The organism is Burkholderia sp. KJ006, from assembly GCF_000262695.1.
Classification (GTDB): Bacteria; Pseudomonadota; Gammaproteobacteria; order Burkholderiales; family Burkholderiaceae; genus Burkholderia; species Burkholderia vietnamiensis.
The window spans coordinates 846,272-867,650 of record NC_017921.1; the positions used below are offsets into that span (position 1 = coordinate 846,272).

Consider the following 21,379-nt stretch of genomic DNA (forward strand, 5'->3'; position numbering starts at 1 on the left):
GCGCCGTCGTGGAAACGTCTGCTTGCACGGCACGGGGGTTTCGGAAACATGCCGGATACGTGAGCGGGTTCTACTGTCGACATGCAGCAAGCGTTCGGTGGCACGCGCAGGATCGCCGCCCCCATGATCGACCGACCCACCTTGTTCAAGGAGAACACCATGAAAGCCGCCCGAATCCTCGCCGTTGCCGTCCTCGCCGCCATCCCCGCGTTGTCGTTCGCCGCTCCCGGCCACGGCCTCACGCGCGCCGACGTGCGCGCCGAGCTGATCCGCCTCGAGCACGCCGGATACAACCCGGCAGGCAGCGAAGCGCATTACCCGGACGACATCGAAGCCGCGCAGCGCGTGCTGGCCGCGCAGCAGGTCGCACGCTCCGACCAGAACGGCCCGTCGAAGTCGCAGGACGACCAGACCGCCGCGCTCGCGCCGGCCGCCCGCTACGAAGCAGCCGACACGCACGCGGCACGCGCTGCGCGCTACCCGCGCCCGGCCACCGACGATCTGTACGCGCATTCGTGATGCGCGGCCGCGCCTGCGTCACGCCGGCGCGGCATCACCGCACTTCATCCAGTCGACGACACGAAGCAAAGGAGCATGACGATGTTGGGTTTGACGAAACGGCTGCTGCTGTCCGCGGCGGTGCTGGCAGGACTGTCCGGCGCGGTCGCGGCGCACGCGGCACCGAAGCAGGACTTGAAAGGAACCAACGTCGTGCTGGTGCACGGCGCGTTCGCCGACGGCTCGAGCTGGAGCCGCGTGATTCCGCTGCTCGAAGCGCGCGGCCTGCATGTGGTCGCGGTGCAGAATCCGCTGAGTTCGCTCGCCGACGACACGGCCGCGACCCGGCGCGCCATCGACGCGCAGACGGGGCCGGTCGTGCTGGTCGGCCATTCGTGGGCCGGCGTCGTGATCAGCGAGGCGGGCAACGACGCCAAGGTGAAGTCGCTCGTCTACGTCGCCGCGTTCGCGCCGGATGACGGCCAGTCGATCGCCGACGTCACGCAGGGGCTGCCCGCGCCCGCGTGGGCCGGCGAGCTGCGCAAGGACGCGGCCGGCTTCACGACGCTGTCGGACCGCGCGATCGCGCAGGACTTCGCGCCGGACCTGCCGCCCGCGCAGCAGCGCGTGGTCGCGGCGACGCAGGGGCCGTGGTACGGAGGCTGCCTTTCGGAGAAGGTGACGCAGGCCGCGTGGCATGCGAAGCCGTCGTCGTTCGTCGTCACGACGCAGGACCGGATGATCGATCCGAAGCTGCAGGACGCGATGGCGAAGCGGATCGGCGCGACGGTCACGCACGTGCGCGCGAGCCACGTCGCGATGCTGAGCCAGCCGAAGGCGGTGGCCGATGCGATCATCGCGGCCGCCGAGCGCGCGCAGCACGATGCACGATGAATGACGCGGCGCCGAGCGTGCCGCCGCGCGATCGTGCGGCCGCTCAGCGCCCGGCCAGCATCTTCCCGCCGACCCCCATCAGCAGCAGCCCGGCCGTCGTATCGAGCGCGGCCTTGCGCGCGACCAGCAGGCGGCGCACCGCCGGGTGCGACGCGAGCAGCGCCATCGCGCCGTACCAGGTGCCGGAGATCGCGATCGACAGCGCGACGACCGCGCCGTCGAACCATGCCGGCGCCTGGGCCGGGACCATCAACGCGAAGATGCTGCCGTAGAACGCGACGGCCTTCGGGTTCGTCATGCTGACCACATAGCCTTTTCTCGCGGCCTGCCAGCCGCCCGCCGTTGCGGGCGCGGCGGGCGCTGCCGGCTGGCCGGCGGCCAGCACCATTTTCAGACCGAGCCAGATCAGATAGAGGGCGCCCGCGAGCCGCAGCGCCGTGTGCACCCATGCAACGTGGGTCACGAGCAGGCTCAGGCCGCCGATCGCGATCGCGGCCCAGCTGCCGGATGCGGCGGCGAGGCCCAGCGCGGTCATCACGCCGGCGCGGCGCCGGGCGAGCGCGGTCGACGTGACGACGACGAAGTTCGGGCCCGGGCTGGCGACACTCAGCAGCAGGACGCCGGCGAGCGGCAGCAGGGCGGTGGCGGCGGTCGACATGGGATGGGCGGCGAATCGGAGCGGGCTTTCATCTTACAGAATGCCGCCCGACGATCTGCGTGATTGTTGACGAAGTTGGAAAGGTCCAATCCAGAAACAGCAATAGGTGTCGCGTATATGACCGATTATTCTCCGGGTCGCAGTTCCGGCCACGCGCGCAAATGCTGTCGGAGTGCTTACAAAATTAATTTGCTCAGGGAGGCCTTTCATGAGACGTATCGTCGTTCCCGCCGGTATCGGCGCGATTTTCGCTATTGCAGCACCTTCCGCGTTCGCGCAGAGTTCGGTCACGTTGTACGGCCTCGTCGATACGGCCATCCGTTATCAGACGAATGCCGCACCCGACGGCAAGGACCTGATCGGCATGACGGTCGGCCCGGAAACGCACAGCCGCTGGGGCTTGCGCGGCAGTGAGGATCTCGGCGGCGGCCTGGCCGCGATCTTCCGTCTCGAGAACGGCTTCGAACTCGGCGACGGCAAGCTGCACGTCGCGAACACGCTGTTCAGCCGGCAGGCGTACGTCGGGCTGTCGAGCGACCGCTACGGCGCGCTGACGTTCGGTAACCAGTACGCTCCGGTGTACGACACGATGGGCGACATCTTCGACCCGATGACCGTCGGCGATTACTGGCAGGACAGCTGGGCCTACAACGGGATCGGCAACTTCCTGACCGTGCAGAACTCGGTCAAGTACAAGTTCGCGTACCGCGGCTTCAGCGTCGATGCGATCTACGGCTTCGGCAATCATGCCGGCGCGATGGGCCTCGACAGCACCTACGGCGTCGAACTGACCTATGCGCAAGGGCCTGCATCGGTCAACGCCGGCTATCAGCAGACCTCGGTGTCGTCGCTGAACGGCAGCGCGGTCAACGGCGCAAAGGTGAGCTTCCTGCACCTGAGCGGCGCGTACCAGATCACGCCGACCGTGCGCCTGCTCGCGGGCTGGCTGCATGGCCAGGACAAGACCGGCACGACCGACTTCAACATGCAGCAGTCGGGCGCACCGACGCTCAACGGCAGCAGCCCGAACCGGATCGACGACACGTTCTACGTCGGCGCGAACTGGCAGGCCACCGCGCCGCTGCTGATCACGGTCGCTGGCTACTACGGCCACGCGCGCAACGCGGAGCGGCTCGACGGCACGCTCGGCTCCGGCATCAACTACTCGGCGACCGTGCTGGCCGAGTACTCGCTGTCGAAGCACACCGAGGTGTACGGTACGGTCGACTTCGCGCGCGGCAACGGCGCGTTCGCGGCCGATTACCCGGGCGCGACGAACCGGCTGACGGGCAAGGTCGACCAGATCGGCCGGACCAACAACGTCGGCGCCGCGATCGGCCTGCGTCAGATGTTCTGACGACGGCGTGCACGACGCATGAAACGAAACGCGGCGCCCGAGGGCGCCGCGTTTTGCTTTGGGCGTGGGCAGGGCCGGCGCGGCCGCGATCGCGCCGACCGCGACGATCGGACGGACGACGGTTGCCACGGCTGCCCGCACCGTCACGCCTTACGACGCGACGCGAATCACCACCTTGCCGAAGTGCTGCCCGGACTGCAGGTACGCGTACGCGTGCGGCGCTTCATCGAAGCCGAACACGCGATCGACTACCGGCTTGATCCGTTGCGCGTCGACCACGCGCACGACGTCGTCGAGCATCGCGCGGCTGCCGACCATCAAGCCGTGCAGCCGCCGCAAGCCGCCGATCAGCGACAGCAGCCCGAGCTCCGGACCGCCGAAGCTGCTGAGGCCGCCGATCACCGACACGGTGCCGCCGATCTTCGTCGCGGCGACCGAGCGCGGCAGCGTATCGCGGCCGCCGACTTCGACGACCAGATCCGCACCGTCGCCGCCGGTGAGCCGCAGGACTTCGTGCTGCCAGTCGGGTATCGCGCGGTAGTTGATGGTTGCGTCCGCACCGAGTGCGCGGGCGCGCTCGAGCTTCGCGTCGCTCGACGACGCGACGATCGTGCGCAGCCCGGCCGCGTGCGCGAGCTGCAGCGCGACGATCGACACCCCGCCGGTGCCGAGCAGCACGACGGTCGCGCCGGGCCGCAGCCCGCCGTCGACGAACAGTGCGTTCCACGCGGTGATGCCCGCACACGACAGCGTCGCCGCTTCGTCGTAGTCCAGATGTGGCGGAATCGCGACGAGCGCGGCTTCGTCGGACACGAACCGTTCCGCGAGCACGCCGTCGAATTGCGCGCCCGGCGAACCCGATACCTTGTGCGGCGTCGGCGGCCCGTCGATCCAGCGCGGAAAGTAGCTGTTGATCACGCGGTCGCCCGGCTTGAAGCGGGTGACGTCGCGGCCCGTTTCGACGACTTCGCCGGCGCCGTCGGCGACGGGGATCAGCGCGTCGGTGCCGATGCCGAGATAGTCGCCGCGCGCGAACATCAGGTCGCGATAGTTCAATGAGGCCGAGTGGATCTTCACGACGACGTCGGTCGGCCCGACGGCGCGCGCGGTCGCGTCGATGCGGCGTAGCCCGGCAATGCCGTCGCCCGGTTTGACTTGCCATGCGTGCATGTCGACTCCTTTTTCGAGATAGTCGGGACTATCATAGTGTCGCGCACGGGGACGCATTGGCGAGAATTCGGCCGACGATTGTCGCCTGCAAGGACACAACCCGTCATCGCATCGGAGCGGAGCCGCATGGACGAACGACTGAGAGGCGTCGCGGAATTTGTCGACGTGGTGGAATCAGGCAGCTTCGCGGCGGCGGCGCTGCGCGCCGGCAAGACGCGCTCGGCCGTCGCGAAGATCGTCGCGCGGCTCGAACAGCGTCTCGGCGCGCGCCTGCTGCGACGCACGACACGCCAGCTCGGGCTCACCGACGAAGGGCTCATCTATTACGAGCAGTGTCGCCGGCTGTTGGCGGAGCTGGGCGAAACGGAGGCGGCACTCGACGCGGGCCGCCGTGAGCCGGCCGGACGCGTGCGCATCAGCGTGCCCGTGCTGTTCGGCCGGCAGTGCGTGGCGCCCGTGGTGCGGCGTCTGGTCGAGCGGTATCCGAAGCTCGAAGTCGATCTGTCGTTCAGCGATCGCATCGCCGATCTCGTCAACGACGGTTTCGACGTGGCGGTGCGCATCGGCGAGCTGGCCGATACGAGCGCGCTCGTCGGCCGGAAGCTCGGCGTGCAGCGGATGGGCATCTGCGCATCGCCGGCGTATCTGTCGCGGCACGGCAGGCCGTCGGGGCTCGACGAACTCGCGTCGCACGTCGGCATCGCGTATTCGCGCGGCGGGCAGCCGTCGCCGTGGCGCGTCATCGGCGCCGACGGCACGGTGCGGGAGCATCGCCCGGCCGGCCGCCTGCGGCTGGACGACCTGCTGGCGATCGCCGACGCGGCCGCCGCCGGCGCGGGCCTCGCCTGGCTGCCGTGCTGGCTGATGGCGCCGTACGTGCGCGACGGGCGCCTCGCGCTCGTGATGGACAGCGACAGCGTGTCGGGCGCCGAGGTGTTCGCGGTGCGGCCGGCGTCGCGCCACGTACCGTCGAAGGTGCGTGTCGTCGTCGATGCGCTCGTCGACGAGATTCCGCAGATGCTCGCGTCCGACGACGCCGACGGAGAACGCGCGCCGCGACGCGCGAGCCGCACGCGGTAGCCGGCGCCACGAGCGACAGCATCACGCACGGGCCCGAAGCAAGGGGGCATATGCGAAAGCTCGTCCGCGTACGCGGATGGTCGGGCATGGCGATTGCGGCAACGGGCTCGTATCCGGTGATGTGGCGCGGATCGACGTGCACCGCACGTCTCACATATCGAGAGCGCATCCCGTTAATTGACGCCCATTTCGGCGCACTCCTAGACTGGATCGCAAGATGCCGCGCATCACGCGGCGCGACGATGCCGCACGCGCATGGGCGTCGCCAGACGATCCAGGAGACTCGCCGATGAACGCTGCCGTCCCGCAGTTGCACGCCGCCACGATGCGCCGCCTGAACCTGCGCCTCATTCCATTCCTGATGCTGCTGTATCTGGTCGCGTACATCGACCGCTCGAACATCTCGGTGGCCGCGCTGCAAATGAATGCCGATCTCGGCCTCAGCGCGCAGATGTACGGTCTCGGCGCGGGGCTGTTTTACGTCACGTACATTCTGTTCGAAGTCCCTAGCAACCTGTTGCTCGCGCGCGTCGGTGCGCGTCGGTGGATCGCGCGCATCATGATCACGTGGGGTCTCGTGGCGGCCGGCCTGAGCGCCGTGCACACGCCGGGGCAGCTGTACGCGATGCGCCTGCTGCTGGGCGCGGCCGAGGCCGGCTTCACGCCGGGCATCATCTATTACCTCTCGGCGTGGTATCCGCAGAGCGATCGTGCGCGGGCGATGTCGTTCTTCTATATCGGCGCAACGCTTGCATCGGTGATCGGGCTGCCGTTGTCGGGCGCGCTCCTGAACCTGAACGGCGTGCTCGGCGTCGAGGGCTGGCGCTGGCTGTTCCTGCTCGAGGGCGTGCCCGCGCTGCTGCTCGGCATCGTCGTGCTGCGGCGGCTGCCCGATACGCCGGCGCATGCGCGCTGGCTGCCGGCCGACGAGCGAGCGTGGCTCCAGGCGGCGCTGCGCGACAGCACGCCCGCCGAGCACCTGTCGCACGGCACGGCGCTGCGGCGCGCATTCGGCGACGGCAAGGTGTGGGCGCTGGGCGCATTCTGGCTGCTGCAGGCGTTCGGCACGATCGGCCTCACGCTGTTCTTGCCGCTGCTGGTGAAGAGCCTGTCGGGGCAGTCGAGCTTCGCGGTCGGCAGCTTGTCCGCGCTGCCGTTTCTGTTCGCGTGCGTCGCGATGTACGCGAACGGCCGGCATTCGGATCTTAGCGGCGAGCGAGCGCTGCATCTCGGCGTGCCGATGCTGCTGGCCGGTGCGCTGCTGATCGCAGCGATCCATACTCCGGCGCTGCCGCTCGCGTATGCGTTGCTGGTGTTCGCGGTCGGCTTCAACTGGGCGGCGACGCCGGTGTTCTGGGCCGTGACGACCGAATATGTGTCGGGCCTCACGGCCGCCGCGTCGATCGCGCTGATCAACGCGGTCGCGAACATCGCAGGCCTCGCGCTGCCGCCGGTGATGGGGCGCATCAAGGACGTCACGCATTCGTACGATCTCGCGTTGCTGCTGGTCGCGATCGCGTTGCTCGTCGGCGGCGTGTTCGGGCTGCGGATCGCGTCGCGGCGAGCGCTGCCGGTGGCGGTAGAACGCGCCGAATGAGCGACGCGCGTCGTAGCTACGGCCTGGGCGCGTACATCGCGCGTCAGCGCGGAAGATGCTATGTGTTCTTCCCGGCTGTCTCCAGCGTTCGCCGCAACAACGCCAGCTCGATCAGATCGAGTTGATACACGAAGCGGGATTGGAGTCGCCTTACCATCATCGCACCGACGGACAGGCCAAAGATCAGCGCGATACCCCAGAGAATTGCCGTGTTGATGAAGTTTCCGGAGACGAATCCATTCGCTAGCGTGTTCCTTAGCCACGGTAATCCGCCCGCATCCTTGATGTTGGTGAACGTAACGGCGAGAAGCGCGTAAGCCGCTGCACCGCTACCAAAAAATGAAACGACGCGCGCGTCTAGGCGTTTAACCTTGAGCTGTAGGCAATGCTGCGCATATTTGAGGGTGTCGTCGGCATAACCGTTCAGAACTCGGACGTTCTTCTCGTCCGTCTCTATCTCGCGGGTGAGGGTATCCAGTGCATCCTGTTTCCAGCGAAACATCAGCATGATGCCGACGATGGGCTCGACAACCAGAGAGAGCAAGCTGAGGACCACCGTAGATACATAGAACGTGATTGCTGGAATCATCTGCCAATCGGCGGGCGCTAGTTTGTGCCACCCAGCCAAAATTAGAAGCAGCAGAAAGCAGAAACCGCTACTACCCAGGAAAAGTGCCGAGGCCTTCCGCGCTCGCTCCAATGAGAGCGCCTTTGTTGGCCGGTAAGGCTCGCACGTTGCGAGGCTTTTCAGTAGCTCCTTGATTTTCGACATTAGGTCTCCGATGAACAATCCGTGGTTTGGGTGCGTTAATGCGACTGCAACATACTGCCGTGTGTTTTAGCCTCGGCGCGCGATCGGATTATGGGTTAGGGAGGTCAACATCTATCTTGATATTCGCGTCGGAGGAAGCGAGCAAGCAGATCCTGCCCGTGTGACGACTCGCAGCATACGTGCCGCCTAGCTCGCAGAGTCTGTATATTCCGTGCGCCAAAACTATGAAGATGGCCGCTTCGCCATTGCTCGCCTTCCATTTTCGTGTGATCACGTCACCGCGTCACAGCGCCTCCACCAGCAACCGGTTGCTGTTCCCGCAATACTCATGACACGCGGCGCGCGCGGCGATCGACGCGCCGTGCACGAACTTCGGCGCATCCGCGCGCCGTGACATCGACACCACGATCGACGGGGGCAACGGCTGCAGCGGCAGCTCGACCACCTCGCCGCGCTCGATCAGCGCATCGACGAACAGCACCGGAATCGCCGCGACGCCGAACCCGTCGCGCACCAGCTGCACGATGACCGAGATCGACGGCGAGCCGGTGATGCGCGTCTCCGACAGCGGCACGCCGTGCGCGTGCGCGAGCGTGCGCACGATGTCCTCGAGCGCGCGATGCGGCGCGGTCCCGCGCCCGTAGGTGAGGATCGGCTGACCCAGCACCTGCCGCGCGAGGCCCGTGCGCGTGTTCGGCAGCAGCCCCGCGCGGGCGATCCAGCGCACCGGATAGTTCGCGAGCGCGTCGCACACCACCGACGGCTCGTCGCTGCCTTCCACCCGAATGATCAGATCGAGCTCGCCGGCCATCAGCCGGCGCTGCAGCACGACGCTGACGTCGACGGTCAGGTCGACCTCCAGTTGCGGATAGTCGGCGGCGAGCCGGCGCAGGTAGTGCGGCAGCCAGCTGTGCACGACCGTCTCGATCACGCCGAGCCGCAGCTTGCCGCGCAACGCGCTGTCGCCGGCCGCGGCAGCCTGCAGCTCCTGCGTCGCGGCGACGACGGCCTTCGCATAGCCGAGCAGGTATTCGCCGTGCGCGGTGAGGCGGAATTCGCGGCTGTCGCGGTCGACGAGCACCGTCTGCAACTCGTCCTCGAGCGCCTTCACGCGCTGCGAGATCGCGGCCGGCGTCGCATGCAGCGCAGCCGCCGTGGTGCGGAAGCTGCGCAGCTTCGCGAGCGTGACGAAGGTTTCGAGAAAGCGCGTGTTCATGGGCGATCGGTGGACGTGGGACGCGCAGCTTGCCGGTGAAGAAAACTGAACGGGATCGGGGAAGACCCCGATACGCGTTAAGGAATTCTATACACCGGCAGCAAAAAAACTCGTTGGCCGGCCAATTTTTTCTTTCCTATTCTTCGCCGTATCCGCTGACGCAAGCGCGTCATCCCGACCACCGACCGATCTTCAGAGCACCTACATGACCCCTTCAGAATTCCGCCGGTCCGTACGCAGCGGCGCGTTCCGCGGCCCGACGGCCGGCCAGTGCGGGCCGTTCGCGCAGGCGAACCTCGCCATCCTGCCGAACGCGCATGCGCACGATTTCCTGCGCTTCTGTCATGCGAATCCGAAGGCGTGTCCGCTGCTGGGTGTCGGCGAGCCGGGCGCGTTCCGGGTCGACGTGCTCGGCGCGGATCTCGACGTGCGCACCGACGTGCCGAGCTACAACGTGTACCGCGACGGCCGGCTGACCGAGCGCGTCGATTCGCTCGAAGCGCTGTGGCGCGACGATTTCGTCGTGTTCGCGATCGGCTGCTCGTTCTCGTTCGAGGACATGCTCGCACGCGAAGGGATCGCGCTGCGCCATATCGAAGAAGGCCGCAACGTGCCGATGTACCGCACGTCGATTCCGAACCGCCGGGCGGGCATCTTCGGCGGCCAGCTGGTCGTGTCGATGCGCCCGCTGCGCGGCGCCGACGCGATTCGCGCGGTGCAGATCACGAGCCGCTTTCCCGGCGTGCACGGCGCGCCCATCCATATCGGCCATCCGCAGGCGTTGGGCATCGCCGATCTCGGCGCGCCCGATTTCGGCGACGCGGTGACGGTGCGCGACGACGAACTGCCGGTGTTCTGGGCGTGCGGGGTGACGCCGCAAACCGCGCTGATGGAAGCGAAGCTGCCGCTCGCGATCGCGCATACGCCCGGCTACATGCTGATCACCGACATGACGAACGCGTCGCTCGCGGTGTTCTGAGCCGGCGTCCGCCGGCGCGACTTACCCGACGCGCATCGACCGAACCGCACACTTCGACAGGAGCTTCACCATGGAAAGCAAGACGCTCGCGGCGCCCGCCGCCGATCCGACGGGCCCCGCACGCAACGACAACGGCCTGTTCGGATGGTATGCGCACGCGCAGCCGCGCGAGCGCCGCGCGTTCTGGAGCTGCAAGGTCGGCTACATGCTCGACGGGATGGACACGCAGATGCTGTCGTTCGTGATCCCGACGCTCGTCGCGACGTGGGGCATTTCGCTCGCGGACGCCGGCTTCATCGGCACGATGACGCTGCTCGCATCGGCGCTCGGCGGCTGGCTCGCGGGCATCCTGTCGGATCGGATCGGCCGCGTGCGCACGCTGCAGCTGACCGTGCTGTGGTTCGCGGTGTTCACCGCACTGTGCGGGCTCGCGCAGAACTACTCGCAGCTGCTCGCGGCGCGCGCGCTGATGGGCTTCGGCTTCGGCGGCGAATGGACGGCCGGCGCGGTGCTGATCGGCGAAGTGATCCGCGCGCGCGACCGCGGCAAGGCGGTCGGGCTCGTGCAGTCGGGCTGGGCGATCGGCTGGGGCCTGGCGGCGCTGCTGTATGCGCTGCTGTTCTCGGTGCTGCCGGCCGAGCAGGCATGGCGCGCGCTGTTCCTCGTCGGCCTCGCGCCCGCGCTGCTGGTGGTCGTGATCCGCCGCTACGTGAAGGAGCCGGACGTCTACGAAAAGGAGAAGGCCGCGCAGCGCGCCACCGACGCGCCGCGCCTCACCGAAATCTTCGCGCCGAAGCTGCTGTCGACCACGCTGCGCGCGGCGCTGCTGACCACCGGCGCGCAGGGCGGCTATTACGCGATCACGACGTGGCTGCCGACGTTCCTGAAGACCGAGCGGCACCTGACCGTGATGGGCACGGGCGGCTATCTCGCGACGATCATCGTCGGCTCGTGGATCGGCTATCTGACGAGCGCCTACCTGACCGACCGTCTCGGCCGCAAGCCGAACTTCATCCTGTTCGCGCTCGGCTCGATGGTGATCGCATTCGCCTACACGTCGCCGGCGCTGCATCTGACGAACATGTCGATGCTGTGGCTCGGCTTTCCGCTCGGCTTCTTCGCGTCGGGCATCTTCTCCGGGATGGGCGCGTTCCTCACCGAGCTGTTCCCGACCCGCGTGCGCGGCTCGGGGCAGGGCTTCTGCTACAACGTCGGCCGCGCAGTCGGCGCGCTGTTTCCGTTCCTGATCGGCGCGCTGTCGAAGCACTACGGGCTCGGCGCGAGCATCGGCATCTTCGCGGTCGCCGCGTACGGCGTGTTGATCGTCGCCGCGCTGACGCTGCCCGAAACGCGCGGCCGCGAACTCGACGCCGCGTAAGCGCACCGCGCCCGCCGCTTCACCTTCCCCCGTTCATCGAAGCCCACCCGCGGCGCGCGACGCGCGCCGTGCGGCGGCGCTCGTCCTCCTGCATCAACGACGCATCGACTTCAACGCCATGACCGACCGACACACTTCCCCCGTTTCCTCCGACGCCGCGCGCTGGCAATTCTGGATCGACCGCGGCGGCACGTTCACCGACATCGTCGCGCGCCGTCCGGACGGCACGCTCGTCACGCACAAGCTGCTGTCGGAAAACCCCGAGCAGTATCGCGACGCAGCGGTGGCCGGCATCCGCCAGCTGCTCGGCCTCGCCGACGGCGAGCCGATCACGCCCGAGCGCGTCGAGATGGTGAAGATGGGCACCACGGTCGCGACCAACGCGCTGCTCGAGCGCAACGGCGAGCGCACCGCGCTCGCGACGACCCGCGGCTTTCGCGACGTGCTGCGCATCGCGTATCAGAACCGGCCGCGGCTGTTCGATCTCGACATCGTGCTGCCCGACGCGCTGTACGAGACGGTCGTCGAGATCGACGAGCGGATCGGCGCGCACGGCGACGTCGTCGTGCCGCTCGACCTGCACGGCGCCGAAGCCGCGCTGCGCAGCGTGTTGGATACCGGCGTGCGTGCGCTGGCGATCGTGCTGATCCACGGCTACCGGCACACCGCGCACGAGCGCGCGCTCGCGCTGCTGGCGCGCCGGATCGGCTTCACGCAGGTGTCGGTGTCGCACGAGGTGTCGCCGCTGATGAAGATGGTGCCGCGCGGCGACACGACCGTGGTCGACGCATACCTGTCGCCGATCCTGCGCCGCTACGTCGAGCAGGTCGCGCACGAGATGCCCGGCGTGAACCTGCAGTTCATGCAGAGCAGCGGCGGCCTCACGCGCGCCGACGCGTTCCAGGGCAAGGACGCGATCCTGTCGGGGCCGGCCGGCGGCATCGTCGGGATGGCGCGCGCCGCGCGCGCGGCCGGCTTCGAGCGCGTGATCGGCTTCGACATGGGCGGCACGTCGACCGACGTATCGCACTACCACGGCGAGTTCGAGCGCGTGTTCGACACGCAGGTGGCCGGCGTGCGGATGCGCGCGCCGATGATGAGCATCCACACGGTCGCGGCCGGCGGCGGCTCGGTGCTCGGCTTCGACGGCGCGCGGCTGCGCGTCGGGCCGGAATCGGCCGGCGCGAACCCCGGGCCGGCCGCATACCGGCGCGGCGGCCCGCTGACGGTGACCGACTGCAACGTGATGCTCGGCAAGATCCAGCCCGAGCACTTCCCGCGCGTGTTCGGCCCGAACGCGGACCAGCCGCTCGATCGCGACGGCGTCGTCGCGAAGTTCGCCGCGCTCGCCGACGAAATCCACGCGGTAACCGGCCGGCGCGAGACGCCCGAGGCGCTCGCCGAAGGCTTCCTGGAGATCGCGATCGGCAGCATGGCGAACGCGATCAAGAAGATTTCCGTGCAGCGCGGCCACGACGTGTCGCGCTACGTGCTGACGACCTTCGGCGGCGCGGGCGGCCAGCACGCGTGCGGCGTGGCCGACGCGCTCGGGATGACGCAGGTGTTCGCGCACCCGCTCGCGGGCGTGTTGTCCGCCTACGGGATGGGGCTCGCCGACCAGACCGCGATGCGCGAGGCCGCGATCGAAGCCGTGTTGTCCGACGCGTCGCTGCCGGGGCTGAACGCGGCGCTCGACCGCCTCGCCGACGACGCGATCGGCGCGCTGCTCGAGCAGGGCGTGGCGCCCGAGCGCATCGCCACCGAGCGGCGCGTGCACCTGCGCTACCAGGGCACCGATTCGGCGCTCGACGTGCCGGCCGGCAGCGTCGCCGCGATGCAGCAGGCGTTCGAGGCCGCGTACCGGCAGCGCTATGCGTTCCTGATGCCCGGCACGCCGCTGGTGGCCGAGCTGGCGTCGGTCGAGGCGATCGGCCGCTCCGACGCGCCGGTCGACGTCGCGCCGCTCGCGCCGCGCGACGCGGCGGCGAGCGTGCCCGTGCACGACACCGTGCGGTTTTATTCGGGCGGCCGCTGGCACCATGCGGCGCTCTACGTGCGCGATGCGCTGCTCGCCGGCGACACGATCGACGGCCCGGCGATCGTCGCCGAGCGCAACGGCACGACGGTCGTCGAGCCGGGCTGGCGCGCGCAGATGACCGCGCAGGGCAACCTCGTGCTGACCCGCACGACGCCGCTGCCGGTGCGCCGCTCGCTCGGCACCGAGGCCGATCCGGTGCGGCTCGAGATCTTCAACAACCTGTTCATGTCGATCGCCGAGCAGATGGGGCTGCGGCTGCAGAACACCGCGTATTCGGTGAACATCAAGGAGCGGCTCGACTTCTCGTGCGCGATCTTCGACGGTGCCGGCAACCTGATCGCGAACGCGCCGCACATGCCCGTGCATCTGGGCTCGATGGGCGAGAGCATCCGCACGGTGATCGAGCGCAACCGCGGCCGCATGCGCGACGGCGACGTGTTCATGCTGAACGATCCGTATCACGGCGGCACGCACCTGCCCGACGTCACGGTGATCACGCCGGTGTTCGCGGACGATGCCGACACGCCGCTGTTCTACGTCGGCTCGCGCGGCCACCACGCGGACATCGGCGGCACCACGCCCGGCTCGATGCCGCCCGATTCGACCCACATCGACGAAGAAGGCGTGCTGATCGACAACTGGCAGCTCGTGTCGGCGGGCGTGCTGCGCGACGCCGAGACGCGCGCGCTGCTCGCGTCGGGCCGCTATCCGGCGCGCAACGTCGAGCAGAACATGGCCGACCTGCGCGCGCAGATCGCGGCGAACCAGAAGGGCGTCGACGAGCTGCGGCGGATGGTCGCGCAGTTCGGCCGCGACGTGGTGGTCGCGTTCATGGCGCACGTGCAGGACAACGCGGAAGAGGCGGTGCGACGCGTGATCGGCGCGCTGCAGGACGGCGCCTATCGCTATCCGCTCGACAACGGCGCGGAGATTCGCGTCGCGATCCGCGTCGACCGCGCGGCGCGCAGTGCGCGGATCGACTTCAGCGGCACGTCCGCGCAGCTCGACAACAACTTCAACGCGCCGAAGGCCGTCTGCATGGCCGCGGTGCTGTACGTGTTCCGCACGCTGGTCGGCGACGACATTCCGCTGAACGCCGGCTGCCTGAAGCCGCTCGACGTGATCGTGCCGGCGCGCTCGATGCTGAACCCCGAGTATCCGGCGGCCGTCGTGTCGGGCAACGTCGAGACGTCGTCGGCGATCACCAATGCGCTGTACGGCGCGCTCGGCTGCGTCGCGTCGAGCCAGGGGACGATGAACAATTTCACGTTCGGCAACGCGCGCTACCAGTACTACGAGACCATCGCGGGCGGCAGCGGCGCCGGCGACGGCTTCGCCGGCGTGGGCGCGGTGCAGACCCACATGACGAACTCGCGGCTGACCGATCCGGAGGTGCTCGAATGGCGCTACCCGGTGCGGCTCGAGTCGCACCGGCTGCGCGCCGATTCCGGCGGGCGCGGACGCTGGCGCGGCGGCGACGGTGCGGTGCGGCGGATCCGCTTCCTCGAGCCGATGACCGCATCGATCCTGTCGAACAACCGGATCCATGCGCCGTTCGGCGCGGCGGGCGGCCAAGCGGGCGCGCTCGGGCGCAACACGATCGAGCGCGCCGACGGCACCGTCGAGACGCTCGCGCATATCGGCCGCGCGCAGATGGCGGCCGGCGATGTGTTCGTCGTCGAAACGCCGGGCGGCGGCGGTTATGGCTTCGCCGACGGCGAATAGGCATGACGCGCGCCGCGCGGCCGTATGCGCGGCGTGCGATTTTCCGCGCGGGCGGGGCGCCTCGCTGTATTAGTACCGGTTCCACCGCGCGTCGCGTGGCCGCCCGCGTGCCGATATGGATGCGATTCGTCCGATGGAACGCCGCAACGGCACCGGAATTAATATGCGCCAATACGCATGCATTCTGATGCGTACGGCAATAAAAATACGGCTTCAAGCGCTAATCCGCATTGCGTTCCGACCCCGGCTGGGCACGTGACCGCCGCTCGATTGCCGCGCTCGTCCGCTGCGCCGCAAAGCCCGCCGGACGCGGCTTCCCGACGGCCCCCACCACGTGCTTCGACGCCCGCGCAAGTCGCGGGCGCGATGCGGCGCGCATTCATGGAAAATCGTTGTCAATCATTGCGCGATTCCTTGACACTCACCGGCAAATGTGAGTGTCAATCCGCATCGTCATTTGATAAGATGGGTTACATCATTCGTTTGAATAATCCTGCGCGTGTCGAGCGCGAATGCCGGGTCGCATTGGTTGAAAACACGTACGGAACGAGGGCCGCTGTCCCTGTCGTCACGACTGCGCCGCCGCGCATGCATGGTGCACCTGCAGCGACCGATGGCAGATGGCTCGCCTCCGTCTACACTATGCGTTTTTTCTGGATCGGGGCGTGTCGATGGATGACGAAAACGATTGCGCGGTGCTCGAAGCGCATCTCGGTACGCGCAGCCCATGCTGGCGCCTCGGTAGCGACAGCAATGCACTCGAACTGGCCGCGCAGCGCGGCTGTACCAATGTCGCCGTCGCGCTGACCGGCGAGCAGGCCGCGCGCATCCGCGCGCTCACCGGCGTCACGTCGCACCTCGTGCTCGAACTCGCGTTGTTCGGCGATCCGGTGAGCCTGCACCTCGTCGGCCGCAAGGTCGACACCGCCAACTGGGCCGGCACCGCGTCCGCCTACTCGGATACCGAGTCCGTCGCGGCCGACCTCGCCCACGGGCTCGCGTTCGCCGAGCAGGTCGTGTCCGAAGTGAATTCGCTCGTCGTGATTCTCGACCGCAACGGCATGGTGCAGCGCTTCAACCGTCTGTGCGAGGAAGTGACGGGTAAGCGCGAAGTCGACGTGATCGGCCGCAGCGCGTTCGAGCTGTTCATGAGCGAGGAGCAGGGCGAGCAGTCGCGCAGCAACATCACCGGCTTTTTTGCGAGCAACCGCCCGTTCGCGGTCGAGCGCTACATCAACACGGTCAACGGGCCGCGCCTGTTCCAGTTCCGCAACAAGTTCGTGCAGAGCGGCAGCGGCGTCGACGAGCAGTACCTGATCTGCTCGGGCATCGACATCACCGAGGAGCGCAACGCGCAGCAGCGGCTCACCGAGCTCGCGAATACCGACGTGCTGACCGGGCTGCCGAACCGCCATGCGATCAGCGAGCGCATCCGCATCGCGCTCGCGGCCGATCGCAGCGACGTGCGCGGCCAGGTCGGCATCCTGTTCCTGGATCTCGACAACTTCAAGCGCGTCAACGACCACTACGGGCACATCACCGGCGACCGGCTGCTGCAGGACGTGTCGGCCGTGATCGGCGGCTGCCTGCCGTCGGGCGCGACGCTGGCGCGGCTCGGCGGCGACGAATTCCTCGTGCTGTTCGAGCACGGCACGCGGCCGCTGCTCGAGGCGACCGCACAGATCATCCTCGAGCGGCTGCGCACGCCGATCCATCTGGGGCTCGTGGAGGTCTACACGAGTTGCTCGATCGGCATCGCGATGTATCCGCAGCACGGCGATTCGCTCGAGACGCTGATCCGCAGCGCGGACACCGCGATGTACGTCGCGAAGGAAGAAGGCAAGCACACGTACCGCGTGTTCTCGCTGGAGATGAACCAGAAGGTCGCGAAGTACATGTGGCTCGACACCAACCTGCGCAAGGCGCTCGAGGACGAGCAGTTCGTGCTGCATTACCAGCCGGTCGTCGACATCGCCACCGGCGACGTGCGCAGCGTCGAGGCGCTGATCCGCTGGCAGTCGCCCGATCGCGGGCTCGTCGCGCCGGTCGAGTTCATCCGCTTCGCCGAGGAGTCGGGGCTGATCGCGCCGCTCGGGCGCTGGGTGATGCGCACCGCGGCCGCGCAGGCCGCCGCATGGAAGGCGCAGGGGCTCGGCGTGCGGATCGCGGTGAACGTGTCCGCGCGGCAGTTGCAGGACATGAACGTGGTCGATCAGTTCGCGTCGATCCTCGACAGCGCCGGACTGAAGCCGAGCCTCGTCGACGTCGAGCTGACCGAGAGCAGCTTCATCGAGGACGAGAACGCGGCGCACGGGCTGATGAAGCAGTTCCGCCAGCTCGGCGCGCAGATTCACCTCGACGATTTCGGCACCGGCTATTCGTCGCTGTCGCAGTTGTCGCGGCTGCCGCTCGATTCGATCAAGCTCGATCGCAGTTTCATCACCGGCATCGATCGCAACGCGCGCTCGCAGGCGCTGGTGAGCTCGGTCGTGTCGCTCGCGCGGGCGCTGAGCTTCTCGGTGGTCGCCGAGGGCGTCGAGACGCGCGCGGAGGCCGAGTTCCTGAAGCAGATCGATGTCGACCGCGCGCAGGGTTTCTACTATGCGCGGCCGATGCCGGCTCAGGCCTTCGAGGCGTGGCTCGCCGAAACGAGAAAGCTCAGGCTGATCGCCTGAGCGTGTCCGCATCGCGGGCGCGCCGCCGCGACGCGGCGGCGCGCTCCGCTTCCGTTACACCGTGCGCAGCTTCGACACGCGCCGGTTCTGCAGCATCACCAGGCGTTCCATGTAGGCGAGGTCCTTCGGCTCGATCGTGAACGCCGCGTGAACCCATTGCTCGGTGATGTCCATCAGCTCGGAACGCGTGAGCTGGAACACGCGCTCACGCGCGCGCAGCATCGCCCGGATGCCGTTCAGCTTCGGCTTGACCACGTCGATGAAGGTGCGTGTCGTGACGTACGCGTCGCCCGCGTCGAACGTCTCGTCGACGAGCCCGCGATCCTCGTACCACTCGGCCGCATGCGCCTCGCCCGACGCGATCAGCGTTTCGGCGAGGCCGCGGTCCGCCTTGCGCGCGACGAGCGAATAGCCGCCCATGCCCGGGAACAGGTTGAACGCGATCTCGGGGAAGCCGAGCTTCACGCCCTTTTGCGCGAGGATGTAGTGATGCGCGAGCGCGGCCTCGAAGCCGCCGCCCAGCGCGCTGCCTTCGATCATCGCGATCGAGATCGCGCCGGTGCCGAAGCCCGTGTAGATCTCGTACACGCCGTCGATGCACGAGCGCGCATAGGCCATCAGCTGATCGCGTCTGCCGCTGCGGATCGCGTCGACGAAGAAGCTCAGGTCGCCGCCGACGTTGAACAGCTCGGGGACGAGCGAGCCCGTCACCCAGAAGTCGAACGGCAGGCCCGAATCGCGTGCGACGCGCGCGAGGTGGATGATGTCCGTGACGAGCTGCTGGTTGAAGCACGGACGCGGCTCCGATCGCAGCATCATCCACATGACGTTGCGGCCTTCTTCGTAGAACGCGGTCAATTGCGTGAGTTCGCCTGCTTCATGGAACGGACGGCACGCCGGATGGGATTGGAGTTGCATGGTATGTCCTCGTGAGATGTGGTTCTTCGGAAAGCGCCGCGGCCGGCGTCGCGGAAAAACAGGCCCCCGGACGGCGCCGGTCGCGAGGCACCGCCATTGTTGCGCGCGCACAAATGCCGAAATGCGGGGAACAACGCACGAGTTGGGCGCTTACGCGAGCCGCGCACGCGGCGAGCGATGTGATCGCGCGAGTGGAGAGGGAGGGATGGTGCGGCGCATGTGCGCTTGCCGCGCGGCGGCGGCAACGGGCAGGGTGGTTTCGTGCGGGGCGAGCGAATGCCGGGCGGGTTGACGCTGGGCGGTACGGCGAACACACTGGCTGAGCGAACCGAGCGAGCCGACCTCATCGGCTCGCGCTCGTTGCAGCCGGCGCCGATACGCCGGCCGAATTTCTGACCCGAACCCCCACGCGTTGGAGAGCTTCGACGTGGTGCGATTTCCCTTCCGTCGGTCCGGCAGCGGGCCGCGTCGCGCCTTTGCATGGGCGGCGGTCGCCGCCGTCGCGCTGACCGCCGCGCGCCCCGTGCCCGCCGCCGACACGGGCGACGCGGCGCCCGTCACGCTCGTCGACGATGTCCACGTATTCGTGATCCAGCGCGACGGCTCGCTCGACGAGGACGACGATTCGACGCTGCGCGCCAACGACGCGAGCGGCATCGATGCGATTGCGCAGCGCTACGTCTGGTACGACAAGAATCTGGAGAAGGTCGAACTGGTGGCGGCCGAGACGATCGATCGCGACGGCGTCGCGCATCCGGTCGGCGCCGACGGCATCCGCGACGTGCAGGAGCCGCGCTCGGCCGGCGCGCCGACGTTTCAGGACGGGCTGCTGCGCACGGTGGTGTTTCCCGGCGTCGAGGCCGGCTCGCGCACCCGCATCGCATTCCGCAAGTCACGCACGAAGCCGGTCAACGCGGGCTACTTCGGCTACTACGTCGAACCGTCGCGCGAGCCGGTGGAGCATCAGCGGCTGATCTTCGACGTGCCGGCCGACATGCCGCTGCACGCGGACGCGCGCGGCTACGTCGCGTTGCCGCCGGTGACCGCGAACGGCCGCACGCGCTACGCGTTCGATTATCGGCATGGGCCGTACGAGCGGATCGAGAGCGGCTCGGTCGGTTATCAAACTTACGGCGACCGGCTCGTGGTGTCGACGCTGCCGGACTACGCGGCGTTCGCCGCGCGGTATCGCAACGCGGCCGTCGATGCGGGCGCGCACGATCCGGCCGTCGTGCAACTGGCGCGCGCGCTCACCGCCGACGCCGACGGCGCGCGCGACAAGGCGCGCATCCTGTACGACTGGGTGCAGGCGAACGTGCGTTACGTCGCGATCTTTCTCGGCGAGACGGCCGCCGCGCCGCATCGCGTGACCGACATCCTGCGCAACCGCTACGGCGACTGCAAGGACCACGTCGCGCTATTCGGCGCGTTGCTCGCGGCGGTCGGCATCCGCAGCGAGCCGGTGCTGATCAACCTCGGCGCGGTGTACACGCTGCCGTCGGTGCCCGGTTACGGCGGCGGCGCGATCAATCATGCGATCACGTGGCTGCCCGAGCTCGGCCTGTACGCCGATACGACGACGGCCGGCATCGCGTTCGGCTACCTGCCGCCGATCGTGATGGACCGGCCGGCGCTGCTGGTCGACAGCGGCGTGCTGTCGCGCACGCCGGCCACGCAGCCGCGGCGCCGCACCGCGCGGCTCGCGATCGATGCGGCGCAGGCGGGCGCCGCGCCGTTCCACGCATTCGTCGAAGACGACGGCTGGACGGCCGAGCTCGAGCGCAACCTGTTTCGCCGTGCGCCGGCCGAGCGGATCGGCCAGCTCGCGAACGAACGCCTGCGGCAAACCGGGCTGCGCGGCCGCGCGCAGATCGAGACGAGCGATCGCCGCGCGACGGACGGCCCGTTCGACGTGACGTTTGCCGGCACGCTCGATCATTTCGTGTGGCCGGACGGCACGACCGCGGTGCCGGCGTTGTCGAGCGTCACGGGCGGCATCGCGACGCAGATCGAAGGGTGGCTCGCCGAACCGATGCGCACGCAACCATGGACCTGCATCGGCGGCACGTTCGACGAGACCGGCCAGATCGCGCTGCCGGCCGGCGCGGCGCTGACGGACCTGCCGGCCGACACGATCGTGCATGGGCGCTTCGTCGACTTCACGTCGCATTACGTGTTCGACCCGGTCGCGCGCATCGTGCAGGTCACGCGCCGGATGACGGCGGCGTTCGGCACACAGGTTTGTTCACCTGAAGTGTTCGCGGCGTTGCGCGGTTCGCTGGAGCGTATCGAACGCGATACGCAGGCGCAGATCGTCGTGCGGGTCGGGCAACGGTGAGCGTCGAGTGCGGTGTGATGGGAGGCGCGGTCGAAACCAACGCCGCGGCAACCAAACCCAGCCCCGCCGCATCGACCGAGCCACTC

15 protein-coding genes are annotated in these 21,379 nt (G+C 68.4%); 10 read left to right on the forward strand and 5 right to left on the reverse strand.

Going from position 1 to position 21,379, the window contains the following annotated elements; translation table 11 throughout:
• Positions 1 to 159 precede the first annotated feature (159 nt).
• A complete protein-coding gene (locus MYA_RS17885; RefSeq protein WP_041494260.1) occupies positions 160 to 519 on the forward strand; it encodes a DUF4148 domain-containing protein in 360 nt (119 codons plus the stop codon).
• A gap of 81 nt (positions 520 to 600) precedes the next feature.
• A complete protein-coding gene (locus MYA_RS17890; protein ID WP_014724454.1) occupies positions 601 to 1,392 on the forward strand; it encodes an alpha/beta fold hydrolase in 792 nt (263 codons plus the stop codon).
• 43 nt (positions 1,393 to 1,435) lie between these two features.
• Here MYA_RS17890 and MYA_RS17895 read toward each other — a convergent pair whose 3' ends face one another.
• A complete protein-coding gene (locus MYA_RS17895; protein ID WP_014724455.1) occupies positions 1,436 to 2,050 on the reverse strand; it encodes a LysE family transporter in 615 nt (204 codons plus the stop codon).
• A gap of 208 nt (positions 2,051 to 2,258) precedes the next feature.
• Here MYA_RS17895 and MYA_RS17900 point away from each other — a divergent pair, with 208 nt between their 5' ends.
• Entirely contained in the window at positions 2,259 to 3,407 is a 1,149-nt protein-coding gene (locus MYA_RS17900; protein WP_014724456.1) for a porin, read from the forward strand.
• A gap of 150 nt (positions 3,408 to 3,557) precedes the next feature.
• Here MYA_RS17900 and MYA_RS17905 read toward each other — a convergent pair whose 3' ends face one another.
• On the reverse strand, positions 3,558 to 4,577 hold the full coding sequence (locus MYA_RS17905; protein ID WP_041494067.1) for a zinc-dependent alcohol dehydrogenase family protein: 1,020 nt from the start codon (positions 4,575 to 4,577) through the stop codon (positions 3,558 to 3,560).
• A gap of 126 nt (positions 4,578 to 4,703) precedes the next feature.
• Between MYA_RS17905 and MYA_RS17910 the strand changes: the two genes are divergently transcribed.
• Both MYA_RS17910 and MYA_RS17915 read left to right on the forward strand, forming a co-directional pair.
• The gene (locus MYA_RS17910; protein WP_014724458.1) at positions 4,704 to 5,657 is read left to right on the forward strand and encodes a LysR family transcriptional regulator; all 954 of its coding nucleotides are present in this window, start codon (positions 4,704 to 4,706) and stop codon (positions 5,655 to 5,657) included.
• Positions 5,658 to 5,946: 289 nt separating this feature from the next.
• The gene (locus MYA_RS17915; RefSeq protein WP_041494261.1) at positions 5,947 to 7,254 is read left to right on the forward strand and encodes an MFS transporter; all 1,308 of its coding nucleotides are present in this window, start codon (positions 5,947 to 5,949) and stop codon (positions 7,252 to 7,254) included.
• A 58-nt stretch (positions 7,255 to 7,312) separates the two neighbouring features.
• On the opposite strand, the gene MYA_RS17920 is transcribed toward MYA_RS17915, so the two are convergent.
• Together MYA_RS17920 and MYA_RS17925 are read right to left on the reverse strand one after the other, a co-directional pair.
• Entirely contained in the window at positions 7,313 to 8,026 is a 714-nt protein-coding gene (locus MYA_RS17920) for a hypothetical protein (protein ID WP_041494068.1), read from the reverse strand.
• A gap of 283 nt (positions 8,027 to 8,309) precedes the next feature.
• Positions 8,310 to 9,242 carry a LysR family transcriptional regulator gene (locus MYA_RS17925; protein WP_014724460.1) on the reverse strand — a complete coding sequence of 311 codons (933 nt, stop codon included), beginning with the start codon at positions 9,240 to 9,242 and terminating at the stop codon, positions 8,310 to 8,312.
• Between the two features lie 205 nt (positions 9,243 to 9,447).
• Between MYA_RS17925 and MYA_RS17930 the strand changes: the two genes are divergently transcribed.
• The 4 genes from MYA_RS17930 (at position 9,448) to pdeR (ending at position 18,037) form a co-directional block, all read left to right on the forward strand.
• The gene (locus MYA_RS17930) at positions 9,448 to 10,221 is read left to right on the forward strand and encodes a putative hydro-lyase (protein ID WP_014724461.1); all 774 of its coding nucleotides are present in this window, start codon (positions 9,448 to 9,450) and stop codon (positions 10,219 to 10,221) included.
• 70 nt (positions 10,222 to 10,291) lie between these two features.
• Positions 10,292 to 11,599 carry an MFS transporter gene (locus MYA_RS17935; RefSeq protein ID WP_014724462.1) on the forward strand — a complete coding sequence of 436 codons (1,308 nt, stop codon included), beginning with the start codon at positions 10,292 to 10,294 and terminating at the stop codon, positions 11,597 to 11,599.
• Positions 11,600 to 11,717: 118 nt separating this feature from the next.
• Positions 11,718 to 15,362, forward strand: a complete 3,645-nt coding sequence (locus MYA_RS17940) for a hydantoinase B/oxoprolinase family protein (protein WP_014724464.1) — start codon at positions 11,718 to 11,720, stop codon at positions 15,360 to 15,362.
• Positions 15,363 to 16,033: 671 nt separating this feature from the next.
• Positions 16,034 to 18,037 carry a cyclic di-GMP phosphodiesterase gene (gene pdeR / locus MYA_RS17945; protein WP_041494069.1) on the forward strand — a complete coding sequence of 668 codons (2,004 nt, stop codon included), beginning with the start codon at positions 16,034 to 16,036 and terminating at the stop codon, positions 18,035 to 18,037.
• Between the two features lie 54 nt (positions 18,038 to 18,091).
• Here the strand turns inward: pdeR and MYA_RS17950 are convergent, their stop codons facing one another.
• Positions 18,092 to 18,955 (reverse strand): crotonase/enoyl-CoA hydratase family protein, encoded by an 864-nt coding sequence (locus tag MYA_RS17950; protein ID WP_011881371.1) that lies wholly within the window; start codon positions 18,953 to 18,955, stop codon positions 18,092 to 18,094.
• A gap of 427 nt (positions 18,956 to 19,382) precedes the next feature.
• Between MYA_RS17950 and MYA_RS17955 the strand changes: the two genes are divergently transcribed.
• The gene (locus MYA_RS17955; protein WP_011881372.1) at positions 19,383 to 21,293 is read left to right on the forward strand and encodes a DUF3857 domain-containing transglutaminase family protein; all 1,911 of its coding nucleotides are present in this window, start codon (positions 19,383 to 19,385) and stop codon (positions 21,291 to 21,293) included.
• Positions 21,294 to 21,379 lie beyond the last annotated feature (86 nt).

Excerpts from the sequence above, each read along its gene's own strand:
- MYA_RS17885 (WP_041494260.1), top strand. The coding sequence starts at position 160 with ATGAAAGCCGCCCGAATCCTCGCCGTTGCCGTCCTCGCCGCCATCCCC.
- MYA_RS17890 (WP_014724454.1), top strand. The coding sequence starts at position 601 with ATGTTGGGTTTGACGAAACGGCTGCTGCTGTCCGCGGCGGTGCTGGCA.
- MYA_RS17895 (WP_014724455.1), bottom strand. The coding sequence starts at position 2,050 with ATGTCGACCGCCGCCACCGCCCTGCTGCCGCTCGCCGGCGTCCTGCTG.
- MYA_RS17900 (WP_014724456.1), top strand. The coding sequence starts at position 2,259 with ATGAGACGTATCGTCGTTCCCGCCGGTATCGGCGCGATTTTCGCTATT.
- MYA_RS17905 (WP_041494067.1), bottom strand. The coding sequence starts at position 4,577 with ATGCACGCATGGCAAGTCAAACCGGGCGACGGCATTGCCGGGCTACGC.
- MYA_RS17910 (WP_014724458.1), top strand. The coding sequence starts at position 4,704 with ATGGACGAACGACTGAGAGGCGTCGCGGAATTTGTCGACGTGGTGGAA.
- MYA_RS17915 (WP_041494261.1), top strand. The coding sequence starts at position 5,947 with ATGAACGCTGCCGTCCCGCAGTTGCACGCCGCCACGATGCGCCGCCTG.
- MYA_RS17920 (WP_041494068.1), bottom strand. The coding sequence starts at position 8,026 with ATGTCGAAAATCAAGGAGCTACTGAAAAGCCTCGCAACGTGCGAGCCT.
- MYA_RS17925 (WP_014724460.1), bottom strand. The coding sequence starts at position 9,242 with ATGAACACGCGCTTTCTCGAAACCTTCGTCACGCTCGCGAAGCTGCGC.
- MYA_RS17930 (WP_014724461.1), top strand. The coding sequence starts at position 9,448 with ATGACCCCTTCAGAATTCCGCCGGTCCGTACGCAGCGGCGCGTTCCGC.
- MYA_RS17935 (WP_014724462.1), top strand. The coding sequence starts at position 10,292 with ATGGAAAGCAAGACGCTCGCGGCGCCCGCCGCCGATCCGACGGGCCCC.
- MYA_RS17940 (WP_014724464.1), top strand. The coding sequence starts at position 11,718 with ATGACCGACCGACACACTTCCCCCGTTTCCTCCGACGCCGCGCGCTGG.
- pdeR (WP_041494069.1), top strand. The coding sequence starts at position 16,034 with ATGGATGACGAAAACGATTGCGCGGTGCTCGAAGCGCATCTCGGTACG.
- MYA_RS17950 (WP_011881371.1), bottom strand. The coding sequence starts at position 18,955 with ATGCAACTCCAATCCCATCCGGCGTGCCGTCCGTTCCATGAAGCAGGC.